Below are 15,722 nucleotides of genomic sequence, written 5' to 3'. Positions count from 1 at the left end.
CGCAACACTTACCTTGAAAAAACATGAGAAACGACTTCGTGTCAAACGCCCGCTCAGTTTCAGACCTCAAAGCTCATGTGAATGAGTTTTACCGCAAAGATGTTTTGTGGAGCAGTTCATATTTCATTGCTTCCTGCGGAGGTGTTACTGTTTCTACACTTAGGAAGTATATTGAGAATCAGGATGGGTCCCGAAGATTGATCTGTGGTAGTTGAGTTTAATTGTCGGGCTCCGTGCCTCCGACCGACGAGCCTTTCATCCCTGCGATAATTTATTCGGGGTACTTCGCGCAGCGCTCAGATACAATCCCCTCTAAATATACTGAGGTACTTCCCGGCTGCTAGTTAAAATCATGCTGCATCAGAAAGGAATAAAGTTCTGACTCCGAACCTTTGCAATCCCTTCCTGATGATTTGTTAGGAAATAACTCTAAGGAATAATCCCTTTAATGAACCAGCCAATGAAAATACCTATAAAAAAAGCTCCTATTTGACCTGTCGAGACAAAATTGTTCCAAGCTTTCTGGAAATTCGTAAATATCTCGTAGCTTTGACCCAATATCACAGGCGAACTCAAATGAGATTTCACAACTAACAAATGAACGGCGTCATGCCAATGAATCGAGCTGGTCAATCCAGCAATAATTTCCGGCATTAAATTAACTATCATGGTGATTTTCTCCTGTGGTCGGTGTTACCCTAAGTACAACCAGTGTCATGTCATCTTCATTGCGGTTGCCGATGCCGATAAACTGGTGAACGCGATCGAACAAATAATCCAGAATTTCCTCAGACTGCTGATAATTTTGACAAGCCCACTGAAAAGCCGCTGTCAAGTTATCCTCATCAAAGCGATCGCCTCTTTGATTAGCAGCATCAGTAAATCCGTCTGTGTAATAAATAATAGTATCACCAGGCTGCAATTGCACGTGGGCTTCTTGGTAGCGCGAATCAGCATCCAAGCCAATCAACATTCCCTCCAAAGTATCGAGCCGAACAATCGAATTAGTTGCAGCTTGCCACAGCAAAGGCGGGTGGTGAGCAGCATTACTGTAAGACAGAATGCGAGTTTTCGGATCGTACTCCGAATAAAACAGAGTCACAAAACGGTGAGAATTCTCCAAATCCGCGTGCATTACCCGGTTTAAATGTTGCAAAATTCTCGCAGGCGAATGGCGGTTCAAAACCTCCGCCCGCAGCATACCCCGCGTCATCGTCATCAACAGGCCAGCCGGTACCCCTTTGCCCATTACGTCGCCGATGACAATGCTCCAGCGACCCTTGTCGATTTTGGACTTGAGATTTTTAATCAGGGATGGGGGGTGTTCCCCCTCATTCTCCTTGCCGATCGGGTCATAGTCAGCGGGAATAAAATCATAATAATCACCGCCGACTCTGCTAGCAGTTTGGCAGCGGGCGGCCACATCAAGACCGGGAATTGTGGGACAACTGCGGGGTTGCAGCCGCAATTGAATTTCCGCCCCAATTTCTAACTCTCTGTCCAGGCGTTCTTTTTCGGCCAACTTCACCGTCAGTTCGTCTTTGCAAATTGCCACGGCGGTTTGATCCGCCACCAAGCGAACTAATTTCTGCCTGCCGGGAGTCCAAATATATTGTGGGTCACTGCTAAAAACAAACAGCCGTCCGCGTTCCAAATTCTTGACTAAAATTGGCGCCCCAAACAAATGAACATCCGGGCCCAAATAACGGCCGACTTGCAAATCGAGACTAGAAGTTTGCCCGCTTGTTTGAGAAAAAGATTCACCAGCCGCGCCCGCACCTGCTGTAGCTTGCCTGGTGGCTATTTCCAGCGCTTTCCGCATATCTTGGCACTGCCGTCCTTCCTGACAGTGCAACTGCTGGAACCTGACTTGACCGTTGGGTTTGAACAGCACTAGGGCTCCCCCGTCGGCGTCGGTAACGCGAGTTGCCACCAAAGGCACCAACTCCAAAAATTGGTTGAGATTGTTAAAACTACGCAGGGCAAATCCCAGCGAGCCCAACATATCTTGAACGTTGTGCTGGTATCGGTGCAAGCGCGCTACCAGTTCTTTGAGGGCAAATACTGGCGTCGCGTCGGTGGAATTGCGACCCGTAGGGCGGTCAGCAGGTTGAGGTGAGGGGCGAGGCAAGGGCACAGCAGTCATTTTATATTGGTGATTTTCGATCTTAAAAGGAGATTGAGTGAGTGAGGAATTACGTACCACACGAACAGAAATCCGGTTATTTTTCGAGCAAGTAGTTTTGGCAGTATGCCATTGGTGCGAATTTAAGCCTGAAATCGTCAAGAAATCTCGTTTATAGCTGAGTCTAAATCCCCCTTAATAAGGGAGACTTTGAGCCCTTCTGAAACTACTTAATCAAGGTATGTAGTTGGGCTTTAGCCCTCTTTATCCATAGGCCTAAAGAGGGCTAAAGCCCAACTACGTACCTAATTTCGATGAGGATAATAAAACCACACTGTTTTTTAAGGGGGGCGCCCGGTGGCCGTCGGCGCAAGTCCTGCGATCGTAGTTTGAGGTTAAGGATTTGATATGTTGAAGCTCTGTATTCGCTTTCCCAAATCGGGACGGCTAGAGATACCTCATCAATCTAAAATCTAAAATCTAAAATCGAGTAGGGCTTCCACAAATTCGTAACTAGAAAACGGGCGCAAATCTTCGATGCTTTCCCCCACTCCAATAAACCGGATTGGCAGACCTAGCTGCTGCACTACTGCTAGGGCAACACCACCTTTAGCAGAACCGTCAAGTTTTGTCAATACTACTCCGCTTAATTTTGCCGATTCAGCGAATACTTCTGCCTGTCGCAAACCATTTTGACCTAGGGTGGCATCCAAGACCAGTAGAGATTCTACGGTAGCGCCGGGGGCTTTTTTGTCTACAATGCGACGGATTTTACTTAATTCGTCCATCAGATTTTTTTTGTTTTGCAGGCGGCCTGCGGTGTCTACGATCAACAATTCTGTGCCTCGGGCGCTGGCGGCGGCGATCGCATCAAACACTACAGCAGCCGGATCGGTATTTTTCCCCTCGTTGGCAATAATTTCGACACCGCTGCGGGATCCCCAAACTTTGACTTGTTCGACGGCGGCGGCGCGGAAAGTGTCGGCGGCGGCAATCAGGGTTTTGTAGCCTGATATTTGGGCGATGTGGGCAAGTTTGCCGATCGTCGTAGTTTTGCCTGCACCGTTAACTCCTACAATCAACCAGATGTTGAAAGTGTCTTTTTCCGGGGCAAAAGTCAAGCTGTAGGCGGGATTGCCGGCGGCGGTTTCGGCTGTCGGAGCGTCGAGAATGTCGCGCAGGATGCTTTTGAGAAAGGCTAGAGCCTGTTCTGGCGGCAAAACTTCTTTTGTGAGTCTTTCTTGGAGGCGCTTAATAATGATGTCGGTGGCGGCGACTCCGACATCGGCTTGTAGGAGCAAAGTTTCAATTTCGGCTACCGCGTCTTGATTGAGCGGGCCTTGACCGACGATCGCCTTTAGTCGATTAATTAAGCTGCGGCGGGTTCTTTCCAAACCTTTCCGCAGTTTTTGCAACCAACTGATTTCCTCAACGGATACTTGATCTGGCCGGCGCCCTTGACTGGCTAGGATTTCAGATGACCAGAGGAAGCCTTCGTCAAAGGCAAAACCGGGAATTTCTTGGATAATTGCGGCTCTTTCGGCGGCGGCTGCGATGACTTCTGGTTCCTCAAGGGCGGTTTCCTTGAGGCGTTCGATGCGATCCATGCGATCGGCTTGAGCTCGGGCCCAAAACGGCAGGGCTTCGGCTGTAGAGTCTTCAGATGCGATCGATTCTGTGTCTGCGAGCTCAGTTGCAGGTTGAGCAATTGCTATATTTTCTGCTGTAACTTCTAATTTTTGAGTAACAGGTTGAGGCGCGATCGACTCAGGGGACTGTAACAGAGGTTCGGGAATCTCTACTGAGCTTGCTGCTTCTGGCTCTTGACCGTCGCTACTTTCATCTTGCAGTGATGGTGAAACTTCTGGAACTTCTGCAACAGTTGGTGCAGATTCTGCAACTTCTGCAACTTCTGTTTCGGCTGCTGGAACTTCCGCCGGTGCTGTTTCAGTAACTTCTGTTTCAGGTTTTTGCTGTTTTTGAATATTTTTGTAAGCAGCTTTGGCCCAATTGAGATAATCCTCAGCTACAGCGGGGGAAGTTTCCTCAACTGCTGCATCTGTTTGAGGCTCAACCGGTGCGGATTTTGCCGCCTCATCTTGGGGCTGTTCGGGGGGAGTTTCTGGTTCAGAAGATCCGCTTTCGCTGTACTGGCGACGAAACCAATTAAATACCATAGAAGTAAATGGGGAAATAGAGAATAGTTATCAGTCATTTAGCCATCAGTCCTTAGTTTAGAGCGGATTGTGGATTGTGGATTGCCGATCGCTAATGACTAATGACTGCTGACTAATGACTACTGACTTACAACTTCTGCATTGATTTTATCGACGACTCGGCGGAGGACTCCGTTGATGAACCGATGTCCTTCATCACCGCTGTAGCGTTTTGCGAGTTGGACGGCTTCGCTGACGCTGACTTGTTCAGCTAAGCCGAGATAGAGGATTTCGGCGATCGCGATTCTCATGATATCTCGATCGATCCTGGGCAGGCGATCGATTTGCCAGTCTACCAGGGCTTCCGAGAGCAATTCGTCAATTTGAACGCGGTTGGCGCTGACTTTTGTCAGGATTTGCAAAGCATAGGTACGGACATCTTGCTGGTTGGCTAGCTGGATCAGTTCCGGAAACTCCATTGCTGAACCCAGACGGTTGATGGCGGTTTGGGTGAGTTCGAGTGCATCCCGCACCATTGCTCTAGCACTTTGTATATCAGCGGCGCGGATTTCGCTAGCCAGCAGTTTGTCGCTACCTCGCTGCACTTCGGAGGCTGCTGCTTCTAGGGATTCTTGAACTTCTGTAGTCAGGGTGCGGATGGCGGCGAGGAGAACATCTTGCAGTTTCTTAGCTTCTAAGAGTTCTGGATTCGCCGGTAGTTGGCTGATACCGAGGAGTGCGAGTTCGCGTGAGGTTTCGCGTGCTTTTTTCATATGTTTTAGATAGCAATTGGGAATTTAGGAATTTCAGAATTGTTGAGATTGCTAAGCGCTGGTTCAGAGCATAGACTTGGACTTTAGCAGAAAAACTCGCAAAAAAACCTGCCCTCAGTAACGATTGTTTCTGGGCAGGTTTTGGAAAAATATTATTTGCGATGGGGAAAGTTTACGCGTGATGAAAATGTAGACAAAGCGAACCAAAGGCTGTCGTCTAAGCTCTACAGGATGTCAATTGTATATTTCGCTGAGCATTATTAAAAATCCTCTCCCTCTCTCCCCCTCTCCCCCTCTCCCCTTCCAACACCCCACACAATCTATATTCAAAAAACCTTTGTCTAATCTTCTTCGACTGGTACAGGCTGGTATCTTGATTCCGATAGCAAGGGTTCGAGTGTTTTGCCGGGGGGGTTGCCGGGGGTGACTGCAACTGAGTTGCTGGGGTTGACGATGCCGCCGGAGATGATGACTTTAAAGGCATCTTCGATCGACATTGACAAATTAACGACATCTGCTTCCGGGACTATAGCGTACCATCCGGTGGTGGGGTTGGGAGTGGTGGGGATGAAAATGCCGATCGGGCTTTCGCCGGAAAGATGAGACGGAATGTCGTTACTCTCGATCGTACCGGTCACAAATGCTAAAGTCCAGATTCCCCGCCGGGGATACTCTACCAACACCACCCGGCGAAATTTGTCATTAGATTTGAGGATAGTTCCCAGCAGTTGTTTCAGGGTTTTGTAAACCGAACCCGCTAGGGGAATGGCCTGTAACAGGCGTTCGCCAAAGTCTAGCAGCCACTTCCCGAAGATGTTGCGGGCCATCAAACCAATGACTAAAATGCTCAGCAGGGGTACAGCCAACCCTACTAAGAGATTTAGCAGGTTGACCAAAATCGGGTGGAGTCCGTCAAAAGGATTAATCTGCTTGGGAATTTTGGTAAGAAAATTGATCACCCAACTGGCGACGGTAATTGTCAGCCAGATGGTGGTAGCTAAGGGTATCACTACCAGCAGACCTGCGATCAGGTCATTTTTTAAGTCTTGTTTGATGCGTTGGAGCACGGCGGGTCAAATCTCCTCGTAACTGGCTGCAATCACCTGATTGACATCCACCCCGGCGTAAACGCGCGGGGATTTCCAAACCTCACGATTTAGGTTTCTGCTTCTGTCCCTTGCGGGGTTTCGCACCAGCCCGAACAGATTTACTCTGTTCAGGTCTTACAGTCGCTCCACAGACTGAAACGGCAAGCCCTGCCGCCAAAATATTTTTTGCTGCATTGATATCTCGATCGTGGTGAGTCCCGCAATTAGGACAATCCCATGAACGGACATTCAAGGGCATCTTTTGAGCAATATATCCGCACTCAAAACACCGTTTTGAACTCGGAAACCATCGGTCAATCTTGACCAAGGTACGACCGTACCAATCGCACTTGTACTCAAGTTGCCTGACCAGTTCGCCCCAACTAGCGTCACTAATAGCAAGGGCAAGTTTCCGGTTTTTAACCATGTTTTTCACAGCCAAATCTTCTACGGCGATGGCTTGATTTTCACGCACCAACCTAGTTGTTAACTTGTGAAGATTATCTTTCCTTGTGTCAGCAATTTCTTGATGCACTCTTGCTACTTTACGCCGTGCTTTGTGCCGATTATTCGACCCTTTTTGTTTTCTACTTAAAGCTTTCTGCGCTCTTTTTAACTTGCGATATTTTGCCTGAAATCCTTTGGGATTGACAATCTTTTCGCCGTTGCTCAGTGCCACCAAGCTTGTAATTCCTAAGTCAATGCCAACTTGACTATTTGTTTTAACCAGTGCTTCAATTTCAACATCCACCAATAGGGAGATTGACCACCGACCAGACGGTGCAAGTTTCACCGTAATAGTTGATGGTCTTGCACCCTCTGGTAATGTTCGACTCCAGCGAATCGACAACGGTTGGGTACATTTTGCCAGAGTTACTTGTCCGTCTTTGAACTTAAATGCCGATTTGGTAAATTGTGCGCTACCACCGTTTCGTTTCTTCTTGAAGTTAGGATACTTTGCCTGCCCGTCAAAAAAGTTGGTGTAAGCAGTTTGCAAATGTCGCAAGCATTGCTGCAATGGTACTGAAGAAACAGCATTGAGAAAATCTAATTCTTCAGTTTTTTTCCACTCGGTTAACATTGAAGAAGTTTCAGCGTATCCTACCCGTTTTTGTTCTGTGTACCAAGCTTCGGTTCTTGCAGCTAAAGCACGGTTGTAGACCAAACGAGTACAACCTATAGTGCGTCGCAACAAAATTTCTTGTTCCGGCGTTGGGTAGAATCGATAGCTGAAGGCTTTTAGTGTCATGCTTACAGTGTAATACCTAAATTGTAAGATGTGCGTAATTTCTTGTCAAGTTTTGTAAAGCCGTCGAGCGAAGGACGGGTTTTAGACCCAAATTTTTGATAAAGCAACTGCACGGGCTGTACTGAAAGTTACTGTGGACGATCGTCTTCTCTGCTGCCAAACCCTACGCTTGCCGAGCGCGGAAGAGTTAGGGATCGGCGGTGCTATATCTATATTTTAAATAATTATTGCAGGCAAAGCGCCTGATTTTAATATATGCGGGCTGTGCAACACCCGAGCATATTGTATATTTTAAGACAATTTGCCTCGTAATTCAAAAATAGGCTCATATTGTTAAGGCTGCCGGAGTCGGGGTGTTTCCTGTAGAGTGCTTTTGGGCTGCTTCCACAATTGATAAATTTTTAGGATGGGGCGGGCTAGAACAATGCCAGTGGTGATTGTATCGCGATCGCGCCCGCTCCCATCGGACAATCTATTTTTTGAGAACTTGACAGAAGTGCGATCGAGAAAGGTGAGAGATTTTACATTAAATGTTTCTCAAATGCCAGCTACTTCTTAAACTATTTGACTCCGTTAAAAAATGGATGCCGTGCCACGTAGACTCCTGATTGGAAGGTTAAAAAAATTACACCAAAGTTCCTAATCCCAAATTCAATTCTGCAAGTAAATCTTCAATCTAAAATCTCAAATCGATTGACTATTCTTTGAAAAACCGTAAAATATAGTCAAATTTATACCCGATCGCGGTAATCTCGCCAAAAATAGCTTATGTTCAATACAGCCGGACTGTTTGAAGAAAAACCTCTTCAGGGAAATATTGCGGGTGTTTCAGCAGAAATACCAGACTTATTTGGCAGTAAGTTCGTTAGCGAAGCCCTCGTAGAGGATCGCCTAAATCGATTGACCCAAATTGCGATCGGGGATACGAATGTTTTATTTGATACCAGCTATGGTTTGACTCAAACATCCGATTTGGTTGCCGGTGCGACTGGTAGTGCGATCCTCTACGAGGGCTTCGCTAACGACCTTTTTGACCAAATCACCGACTTCCGGCTCCCGCACTCACCAGACGACAATCTTAAATGCGATCGCACTCTAACATCCCAGACCGATATCTCCACTCAACTTCAGAGAGACGAACTTACAGGGATGGATTTTGCTGTGGGTGATGCTGGTAGCGATCCAGAGCGATCGCAATCCCGAACTGCTGCGCTATTACCTTCAGAAAAATGGGCTTTCAATTTCCCAGATTATACCATCGACCACCAAGGTTTAAACAGCCTCAATATCAAAATTGGTTACGGCTTAAAACCCGGAATCACCAAAAATGAATATCCCGATTTTGTGCCAATCTACAAAAGTATTGATAACTTCCTACTTAACTACCCCAATGAAACGGACACCTGGGAAAATATTAACAAAAATCTGAGTCAAAAAGTGCTAGAGGAAAATCCGGCACTGACCGATGTTACCATCCAACTCGAAGTTTTGCCAACAAATAGATTGCCCTACGAACGAGCAACTACAGTTTTCCGAAGTCGTGTCGGTCAACTCAAAGAAAATGGCAACTTTTCCTTGAAAGACTACGCAATTAATCACCAAGGATTGAACAAGATCGATCTGGATGTTGATTATCAGTACAAACCGGGGACTTCCCCAAACGAATATCCCGATTTCTTGTCAATCTTAAAGAGCATTGATAACTTTTTAAGCAAGTATCCCAATGAGACAGATTTCTGGGAAATTGTCAATAAAAGATTGACTCAAAACATCCTCAACGAATATTCTGGCTTAGCAGCAATTAAGATCGATTTGAACGTTTTGCCAAGCCAAACATTACCCTATAACCGCACCAGCAAAGTTACTCGCACTCAACCCAGCAATCCTCAAGGAACTTTCCTCGTTGGCAATACAAAAGGCAATAATGTGCTGCGGTTTGACGGCAATACGGGCAATCTTCTAGGCGAATTTATCCCATCGGGCAGCGGCGGTTTATTTAGTCCAGATACAATTCTTTTTGGCCCAGATGGCAACGGCGACGGTAAGCCGGACATTTACATTGCCAGTGGCGACAAGCCAGGAAATTCCGGACAACCGACAGCATCTGCCGTATTGCGATATGACGGAGTTAGTGGCGGATTTATTGACAAGTTTGTCGGCGACAATCCGAACACTACTGCTGATGAAACTGGCGGATTGTCTCGTCCTTATGGTTTAGCTTTTGGTGCCGACGGTAATTTTTATGTCAGCAGTTTTTTGACCGATCAAATTCTTAGATACAACGGCAAAACAGGACAATTTATAGATGTATTTGCAACGGGCAAACAGCAAGCGGGAGGATTGAATGGGCCGAACAATTTACTGTTTGCTCCTGACGGCAATTTGTACGTGACAACGCAGGGGAGTGTTGCTCGTGATGGCAAAGCTGATTTTAGTGCAGGTTTCGCCAGCCAGGTGCTGCTTTACAACCCGCAAACTGGGCAGTCAAGTATCTTTGCTTCCCCCGATCCTTCGCCTCGGAGTCAGGGATTTGTGAGTCTTTTGGGCATGGCAATCGGGCCCGCTGACGGCGACCTGTATGTGAGCGATTTTGCTAACGATATCAGGCGCTACAATTTAAAAAGTGGGGATTTGGTCAAGGTTTTATCTACCAATTATACTGATACTTCCCCCAGTAGCAATTATGTAGGTGGTTTGGCATTTTCGCCGATCGGCAATTTGTTTGCAGTTGGCTTTGACAACCGCGCCAATGCTAACAATGTTGGTGCGGTTTTGCGGTACAATGGCAAAACTGGGGAACCGCTGCCAATATCGAGCAATCCTTTGTCTAGTAACAGTTCGATTTTTGTCCCTCCCGACAGCAAGTTACAGCGTCCGGTAGGAATTGCTTTCTTTCCTTCGGATGCTAAGCTGACCGAGAAGTGGAATTTTACAGCGGCAAATTACCCAATTAACCATCAAGGGTTAAACAACCTAAATCTTGATGTAAACTATCAGTACAAAGAGGGGATTCAAAATTATCAGTATCCCGATTTTGTGCCGATTTACAAGAGCGTTGATGATTTTTTAGTTAACTATTCTAACGAAACTGATTTTTGGGAAATTGTTAACAAAAATTTGACCGAAAAAGTGCTTGCCGAAAATCCAGCAATTTCTTCGGTGACTGTTGATTTGAATGTTTTGCCAACGAACCAATTGCCTTACGATCGCAGCAGTACCGTTACTCGCACTACAAATGGTAAATTAGGGGAAGCCTGGGATTTCAAGATTCCTAATTATTCGATCGCTCACCAGGGTTTGAATAACCTGAACATTGATGTCAAGTATCAGTACAAGCCAGGAATTACGCAGGCTGAATATCCCGACTTTGTGCCGATTTACAAAAGCATAGACAATTTTTTGGTTGATTATCCAAATGAAACGGATTTATGGGAGATTTTGAATAAGAATTTGACGCAAAAGCTGCTGGAACAAAATCCGGCTTTGGATTCGCTGGAAGTTAGTATCGAGGTTTTGCCGACTAACAGATTGCCTTACGAACGAGCTAGTATTGTGTCGCTGGCTTAGCGTCTAATTCAATACGGTTAACTTAACGATTTTTGACGAATTTCACTTCGCGATTTTCTAGGCAATACAGGCATTATTTGCCAGTTAGATTGTTCTTAAGTTAAGCGTATTGGCTTCAAAATGTTTTTTTTGTGGACAATTATTGACAGGGAATACATTCCTTGCTAAGGTGTGTGTAATTCAGTAGGTTGCGTAGAAACGGAGTTTTTGTGCATCCAGAACGAACGCATTTAAATTGTCTGTTGTGGTCAAAAAACATTTTTTTGAAGAAACTGGGTTTATGAATTAAAGCGAGTTTGCAAAGATCTATCTTGGGATAGATGGGTCTGTTTCAGGCAATTGCTATAAAGCAGTCCAGGCTTTAGGTGGGTTAAAAACCCGGTTTCTGGGTTAAGATCGATCGCTCATAGGATTTGAACTTTGAGATTTGAGATGGGTAATGACTTATTCTGTATGGGTTTGCAGTTTGCCTAAAGTTGCATTATTTTGTGAAACGGGTATCACAGATTTTGCGTAGAAATCGGGTTGTTCTGTGTTTGGAACTAAGAAAGATAGTTGTTTTGCGATCGAAAATCTGGATGCAGTCGCTTTCCTGGCGCAGAGGTTCCAGCAGTAAGCTGAGTATTTTTTATCTTTTCTTTAGAATGACGATGGAAATTAGGTAAATAATGGAATTATTCAAGGATTTTTGATTGCATTTTTCTGTAAATATATCAAGGAATTTTTGTGAAAACGCTCAATATCCTCTTAGTAGAGGACAGTCCCCTAGATGCCGAGCTGATTGAGGCATATCTCATGGATGGCGGTCTAGACTTTTGTTTGCTGTGCGTGGAAACTCGGGAAGATTTTGCCGTAGCGCTGGAAAAACACTGTGTTGATATTATTTTGGCAGATTATATGCTGCCTTGTTTTAACGGGATAGCAGCGCTGGAAATGGCCCGCACTACTTGTCCGGGAGTGCCGTTTATTTTTGTGTCGGCTACTTTGGGCGAGGAAGTGGCAATTGAGACTTTGAAAAGCGGGGCTACAGACTACGTTCTCAAACGGCGTTTGACGCGGTTGGTTCCGTCGATCGAGCGGGCCCTGCGGGAAGTTAAAGAACGGCTCGATCGCAAAGCAGCTCAAGCACAGCGTCAAGAAAGTGAAGCCAGGTTTCGGATGATGGCAGATACCGCGCCGGTGATGATTTGGATGTCGGATATCGATCGACTTGGCGATTACTTTAACAAAGTTTGGTTGGAGTTTACCGGTAAAACTTTGGCGCAAGAAATCGGCATCGGTTGGATGGAAAGCTTGCACCCTGACGACTTGCCAAAATATATGGATGTTTACCGGAGAGCCTTCGACGCCCGCAGCGAGTACCGGATCGAGTACCGCTTGAGGCGCTATGACGGGGAGTACCGCTGGGTTGTGAGTACGGGGGTACCCCTGTACAGACCCGATCGCACTTTTGCCGGTTACATCGGTTCTTGCATCGATATTAGCGATCGCCAACAGGCAGAACAAGAACGTGTTATGGCTTTGTCCCGGGAACAAGCAGCTCGCAAGCAAGCAGAAGAAACAGCTCAAGCGCTACTATCGGCAAACGCTCGAATTACTAACATTCTCGAAAGCATTACCGACGCTTTTGTCGCCTTCGATTTAAACTGGAACTACACATATATTAACCACAAAGCTCTTGAGCTTATAGGCAAGTCACAAGTCGAACTAATTGGGAAAAACATTCGGGATATTTTTCCCAAGGTTGTCGATTTACAGTGCTACGAAATGGCTACCAAAGCATTAGCCGAAAAGGTGACGGTCGAGTATGAAGAATTTGTACCTTTATTGAATAAGTGGTTGGAAGTGCGTTTTTATCCTTCCGAGTCTGGTTTGTCGGCTTACATCCAAGATGTGAGCGATCGCAAGCAATCAGAAGCAGCACTCAAAGCCAGTCAAGAAAAGCTGAGAATGTTGGCAGAATCTAACTTGATCGGAATTCTCTTCGGCGATGTTGACGGCGGTATCAGTGAGGCTAACGACGAATTTTTGCGCCTGGTTGGCTACACGCGGGAACAGTTGCAGCGCGGGGAACTCCGCTGGATTGACATTACACCGCCGGAGTACCTACCGCTGGACGAAATCGGCATCGCAGAGGCAAAGGCCGAGGGCGTTTGCACTCCCTACGAAAAGGAATACATTCGGCCCGATGGCAGCCGGATTCCGGTGTTGGTGGGGTATATTTTGTTGGGGGAAAAGCGGCAAGAATCAGTGGCTTTTATTCTTGATTTGACGGTTCGCAAGGAGTTGGAAAAAGAACTGCACGATCGAGCCGAGGAATTGGCACGGGCGAACCGGATTAAAGACGAGTTTCTGGGAACTTTGTCCCACGAATTGCGGACGCCGTTGAATGCGATGCTGGGATGGGCGCAACTGCTGCGCCACCGCAAGTTTGATGAAAAAACGACTGTTAAGGCTCTGGAAACGATCGACCGCAATACGCGATCGCTGGGGACGCTAATTGAGGATTTGTTAGACGTGTCGCAGATTATGACTGGCCAACTGTCGCTGAATTTGCGGTGGGTAGATTTGATTTCGACTGTTGAAGGCGCTATCGATACTCTCGCCCCGGCGATTGGGGCAAAAAATATTGAAATTGTGACGGATTTCGACCAAACTGCGGGGCGGATGTTTGGCGATTCCGGCCGCTTGCAGCAGGTGGCGTGGAATTTGCTGTCGAATGCAATTAAGTTTACTCCTGACGGAGGACAGGTGAGGGTGGCGCTGCGTAAAATGGAGAAAACGAGTATCCCCGGACAATCCGCCTGTTATGAAAATTTGTCACCGCCTAGTGTGGAAATTGAAGTCAGCGACACGGGACAAGGGATTCGGGGAGAGTTTTTGCCGCACGTTTTTGAGCGCTTCAGCCAAGCTGACAGCTCTGCAACCCGATCGTACAACGGATTGGGTCTAGGTTTGGCTCTCGTGCGCCATTTTGTGGAAATGCACGGGGGAACAGTGCAAGTAGAATCGGCTGGCCAAGGACAAGGAGCGAGCTTTTTCGTTAGATTGCCAATTAAACAGCCAGAGGGCGACAGCGGATTTTCTGTTACCGGGGCTGGGGAGTTTTTGGTTCGAGAAACCCCGGCCAGATCCCCTATAGATCCGTCTTTTGTTAGCAGCAACCTTTCGGGAGTGCGGGTGTTGGTGGTTGATGGCGACGCCGATTCCTTGGATTTTGCGCGTACAGTGCTCGAAGATTGCGGAGCCGAGGTGGAGACGGCTGTCTCGGGAATGGAAGCCTTGGAAGCGATTTCTAGGCTGAATCCGGATGTGTTGGCGATCGATCTTAGGATACAAACCGCTGAAGGAGAGGCTCTGCTGCCGCAAGTGCGAGAGCAAATGGGGGACAGGGAAATTCCGGCGGTGGCTTTCACAGCTTACGGTAGGCTGGAGGAACGGGTGCGGGCGCTGCGACAGGGTTTTCAAATTCACCTACCCAAGCCTCTCGATCCTGCTGAGTTGGTGGCGGTGGTGGCAAGTTTGGTGTCGCGGGCGATCGATTTTTGATTGACTTGGCAAGGATGGAAATCTTCACTAAAAATCAATTTTCTTTCATTCGGGCGATCGTACATTCATTATATAACAATCAATAACCAATGACCCAACCGTTAATCGCTCAATCTCCTTCGGCAATTTGATTTGAAACCCACTCATTTATGCCTTCAGGACCAATAACATAACGATAATGAGTAGAGCCTCGAATGATTACTTTGATTTTTTTAGGACTGATTTTTTCGCTCTCAATAGTTAGGCATCCGTGGCCTGTTTCTTGCCAAGTCTGTATCAGCAAGCTCTCGATTTTGGCAAATAGACTGCTGACTGAAGTTTCCCTGCTATCTGGTTCTCTTGACATATTAGATGGGTTGAGATACAAATTGACAGACTCTCTCGCCACTAGGACGCGAGCCTCTCTATTTGAGCTATCGGCGCAACTTCTTCTTTTTTATGCAAATTACCTATATTTTTTACAAAACTTTACACAACTGGCGATCGCGCCTGATTTATATGGTGTGCGATCGATTACCGCAATAAGTAAGGTTCGTAGTGCGGACTTCAGTCCGCAGCTTTTTGCGGACTGAAGTCCGCACTACGAACCATTTTTTATGGTAATGCACCGGACATGATATGAGTCGTCTCTCGCTGGAGGAGGAGCGAAGTCCGAACGATCGAACCAATTTAATTATGGTCGTGCCAAACCGGATTTCTGTCTCAGCCAGGTAACAGTAATCATTAATAAATTACTATTACAGCTAATTTGTCAAGCCCCTAAAGTTATATATTTAATTTAAGTAAAAGTATTTTTTTGATAGTGAGGTGAACAAACCATCGCCTCAAATGTCAAGCTCATCAACTGGGTGCGAGCTTTTAAAAGTACCGTGCCGGGGTAAATGCTTCTGAGACTCCCGTCTTTCCCACCGTGCAAGGATTTTTTTTCAATCTGTGATTTTTCCGCGCTCTCCGGTTCCAACTATCTACTAGATACCAATTGCACCCGGCCAGCATCCATTTCATCCATTAATAACTCTAAAGCCTCATAATCAATATCCGAGATGTAGCCCAAACGGGTCAGCTCGTTGTTGATTTCGTTTTCAATGTCAGGCGTCAACTGCTTAATGTAGAGGGCTTTTTCTACAAGTTGACGAATAGCATGAGTTGCTTGCATAGTATATCGGAGAACTCCGTACAGTTTTATTGTCATCTTAACAGTCGATGGAGTGAGTG

General features: G+C 46.5%; 12 protein-coding genes. 4 read left to right on the top strand and 8 right to left on the bottom strand.

All coding sequences use genetic code 11. From position 1 onward, the window contains the following. Positions 1-23: 23 nt before the first annotated feature. Complete coding sequence (locus QZ938_RS02135) at positions 24-215, top strand: transposase (protein WP_363318763.1); 192 nt, start codon at positions 24-26, stop codon at positions 213-215. Between the two features lie 214 nt (positions 216-429). Here QZ938_RS02135 and QZ938_RS02130 read toward each other — a convergent pair whose 3' ends face one another. From QZ938_RS02130 to QZ938_RS02105, 6 genes are all read right to left on the bottom strand, one after another. Continuing rightward, on the bottom strand, positions 430-669 hold the full coding sequence (locus QZ938_RS02130; protein ID WP_293155516.1) for a hypothetical protein: 240 nt from the start codon (positions 667-669) through the stop codon (positions 430-432). Beyond that, entirely contained in the window at positions 659-2,146 is a 1,488-nt protein-coding gene (locus tag QZ938_RS02125; RefSeq protein ID WP_293155513.1) for a PP2C family protein-serine/threonine phosphatase, read from the bottom strand. Before QZ938_RS02125 ends, QZ938_RS02130 begins: the two co-directional genes overlap by 11 nt. 452 nt (positions 2,147-2,598) lie before the next feature. Beyond that, positions 2,599-4,302 (bottom strand): signal recognition particle-docking protein FtsY, encoded by a 1,704-nt coding sequence (gene ftsY, locus QZ938_RS02120; RefSeq protein ID WP_293347197.1) that lies wholly within the window; start codon positions 4,300-4,302, stop codon positions 2,599-2,601. A gap of 119 nt (positions 4,303-4,421) precedes the next feature. After that, positions 4,422-5,054 carry a transcription antitermination factor NusB gene (nusB, locus tag QZ938_RS02115; RefSeq protein WP_293347194.1) on the bottom strand — a complete coding sequence of 211 codons (633 nt, stop codon included), beginning with the start codon at positions 5,052-5,054 and terminating at the stop codon, positions 4,422-4,424. Between the two features lie 341 nt (positions 5,055-5,395). Continuing rightward, positions 5,396-6,121: a DUF502 domain-containing protein gene (locus QZ938_RS02110; protein WP_293347191.1), complete on the bottom strand. Its 726-nt coding sequence runs from the start codon at positions 6,119-6,121 to the stop codon at positions 5,396-5,398. 82 nt (positions 6,122-6,203) lie between these two features. Continuing rightward, on the bottom strand, positions 6,204-7,391 hold the full coding sequence (locus tag QZ938_RS02105; protein ID WP_293347188.1) for an RNA-guided endonuclease TnpB family protein: 1,188 nt from the start codon (positions 7,389-7,391) through the stop codon (positions 6,204-6,206). A 424-nt stretch (positions 7,392-7,815) separates the two neighbouring features. On the opposite strand from QZ938_RS02105, the gene QZ938_RS02100 reads away from it, so the two are divergent. The 3 genes from QZ938_RS02100 to QZ938_RS02090 all read left to right on the top strand — a co-directional run bounded on the left by QZ938_RS02100 (position 7,816) and on the right by QZ938_RS02090 (position 14,507). Beyond that, positions 7,816-7,950 (top strand): hypothetical protein, encoded by a 135-nt coding sequence (locus tag QZ938_RS02100; protein ID WP_293347185.1) that lies wholly within the window; start codon positions 7,816-7,818, stop codon positions 7,948-7,950. A gap of 209 nt (positions 7,951-8,159) precedes the next feature. Then, complete coding sequence (locus QZ938_RS02095) at positions 8,160-10,958, top strand: NHL repeat-containing protein (RefSeq protein ID WP_293347182.1); 2,799 nt, start codon at positions 8,160-8,162, stop codon at positions 10,956-10,958. Between the two features lie 726 nt (positions 10,959-11,684). Continuing rightward, positions 11,685-14,507, top strand: a complete 2,823-nt coding sequence (locus QZ938_RS02090; protein ID WP_293347179.1) for a PAS domain S-box protein — start codon at positions 11,685-11,687, stop codon at positions 14,505-14,507. Between the two features lie 109 nt (positions 14,508-14,616). On the opposite strand, the gene QZ938_RS02085 is transcribed toward QZ938_RS02090, so the two are convergent. Beyond that, the gene (locus QZ938_RS02085; RefSeq protein WP_293347176.1) at positions 14,617-14,853 is read right to left on the bottom strand and encodes a hypothetical protein; all 237 of its coding nucleotides are present in this window, start codon (positions 14,851-14,853) and stop codon (positions 14,617-14,619) included. Positions 14,854-15,468: 615 nt separating this feature from the next. Then, entirely contained in the window at positions 15,469-15,663 is a 195-nt protein-coding gene (locus QZ938_RS02080) for a hypothetical protein (RefSeq protein ID WP_293155487.1), read from the bottom strand. Positions 15,664-15,722: the final 59 nt, after the last annotated feature.

It is taken from the genome of Microcoleus sp. CAWBG27, from assembly GCF_020883145.1.
Lineage (GTDB): Bacteria > Cyanobacteriota > Cyanobacteriia > Cyanobacteriales > Microcoleaceae > Microcoleus.
This window is presented reverse-complemented; position numbering and strand designations above follow the sequence as displayed.

What these genes read in the sequence shown, in the direction of transcription:
- ftsY (WP_293347197.1), bottom strand. Translation starts at nt 4,302, where the DNA reads ATGGTATTTAATTGGTTTCGTCGCCAGTACAGCGAAAGCGGATCTTCT.
- nusB (WP_293347194.1), bottom strand. Translation starts at nt 5,054, where the DNA reads ATGAAAAAAGCACGCGAAACCTCACGCGAACTCGCACTCCTCGGTATC.
- QZ938_RS02095 (WP_293347182.1), top strand. Translation starts at nt 8,160, where the DNA reads ATGTTCAATACAGCCGGACTGTTTGAAGAAAAACCTCTTCAGGGAAAT.
- QZ938_RS02135 (WP_363318763.1), top strand. Translation starts at nt 24, where the DNA reads ATGAGAAACGACTTCGTGTCAAACGCCCGCTCAGTTTCAGACCTCAAA.
- QZ938_RS02100 (WP_293347185.1), top strand. Translation starts at nt 7,816, where the DNA reads ATGCCAGTGGTGATTGTATCGCGATCGCGCCCGCTCCCATCGGACAAT.
- QZ938_RS02080 (WP_293155487.1), bottom strand. Translation starts at nt 15,663, where the DNA reads ATGCAAGCAACTCATGCTATTCGTCAACTTGTAGAAAAAGCCCTCTAC.
- QZ938_RS02085 (WP_293347176.1), bottom strand. Translation starts at nt 14,853, where the DNA reads ATGTCAAGAGAACCAGATAGCAGGGAAACTTCAGTCAGCAGTCTATTT.
- QZ938_RS02105 (WP_293347188.1), bottom strand. Translation starts at nt 7,391, where the DNA reads ATGACACTAAAAGCCTTCAGCTATCGATTCTACCCAACGCCGGAACAA.
- QZ938_RS02125 (WP_293155513.1), bottom strand. Translation starts at nt 2,146, where the DNA reads ATGACTGCTGTGCCCTTGCCTCGCCCCTCACCTCAACCTGCTGACCGC.
- QZ938_RS02130 (WP_293155516.1), bottom strand. Translation starts at nt 669, where the DNA reads ATGATAGTTAATTTAATGCCGGAAATTATTGCTGGATTGACCAGCTCG.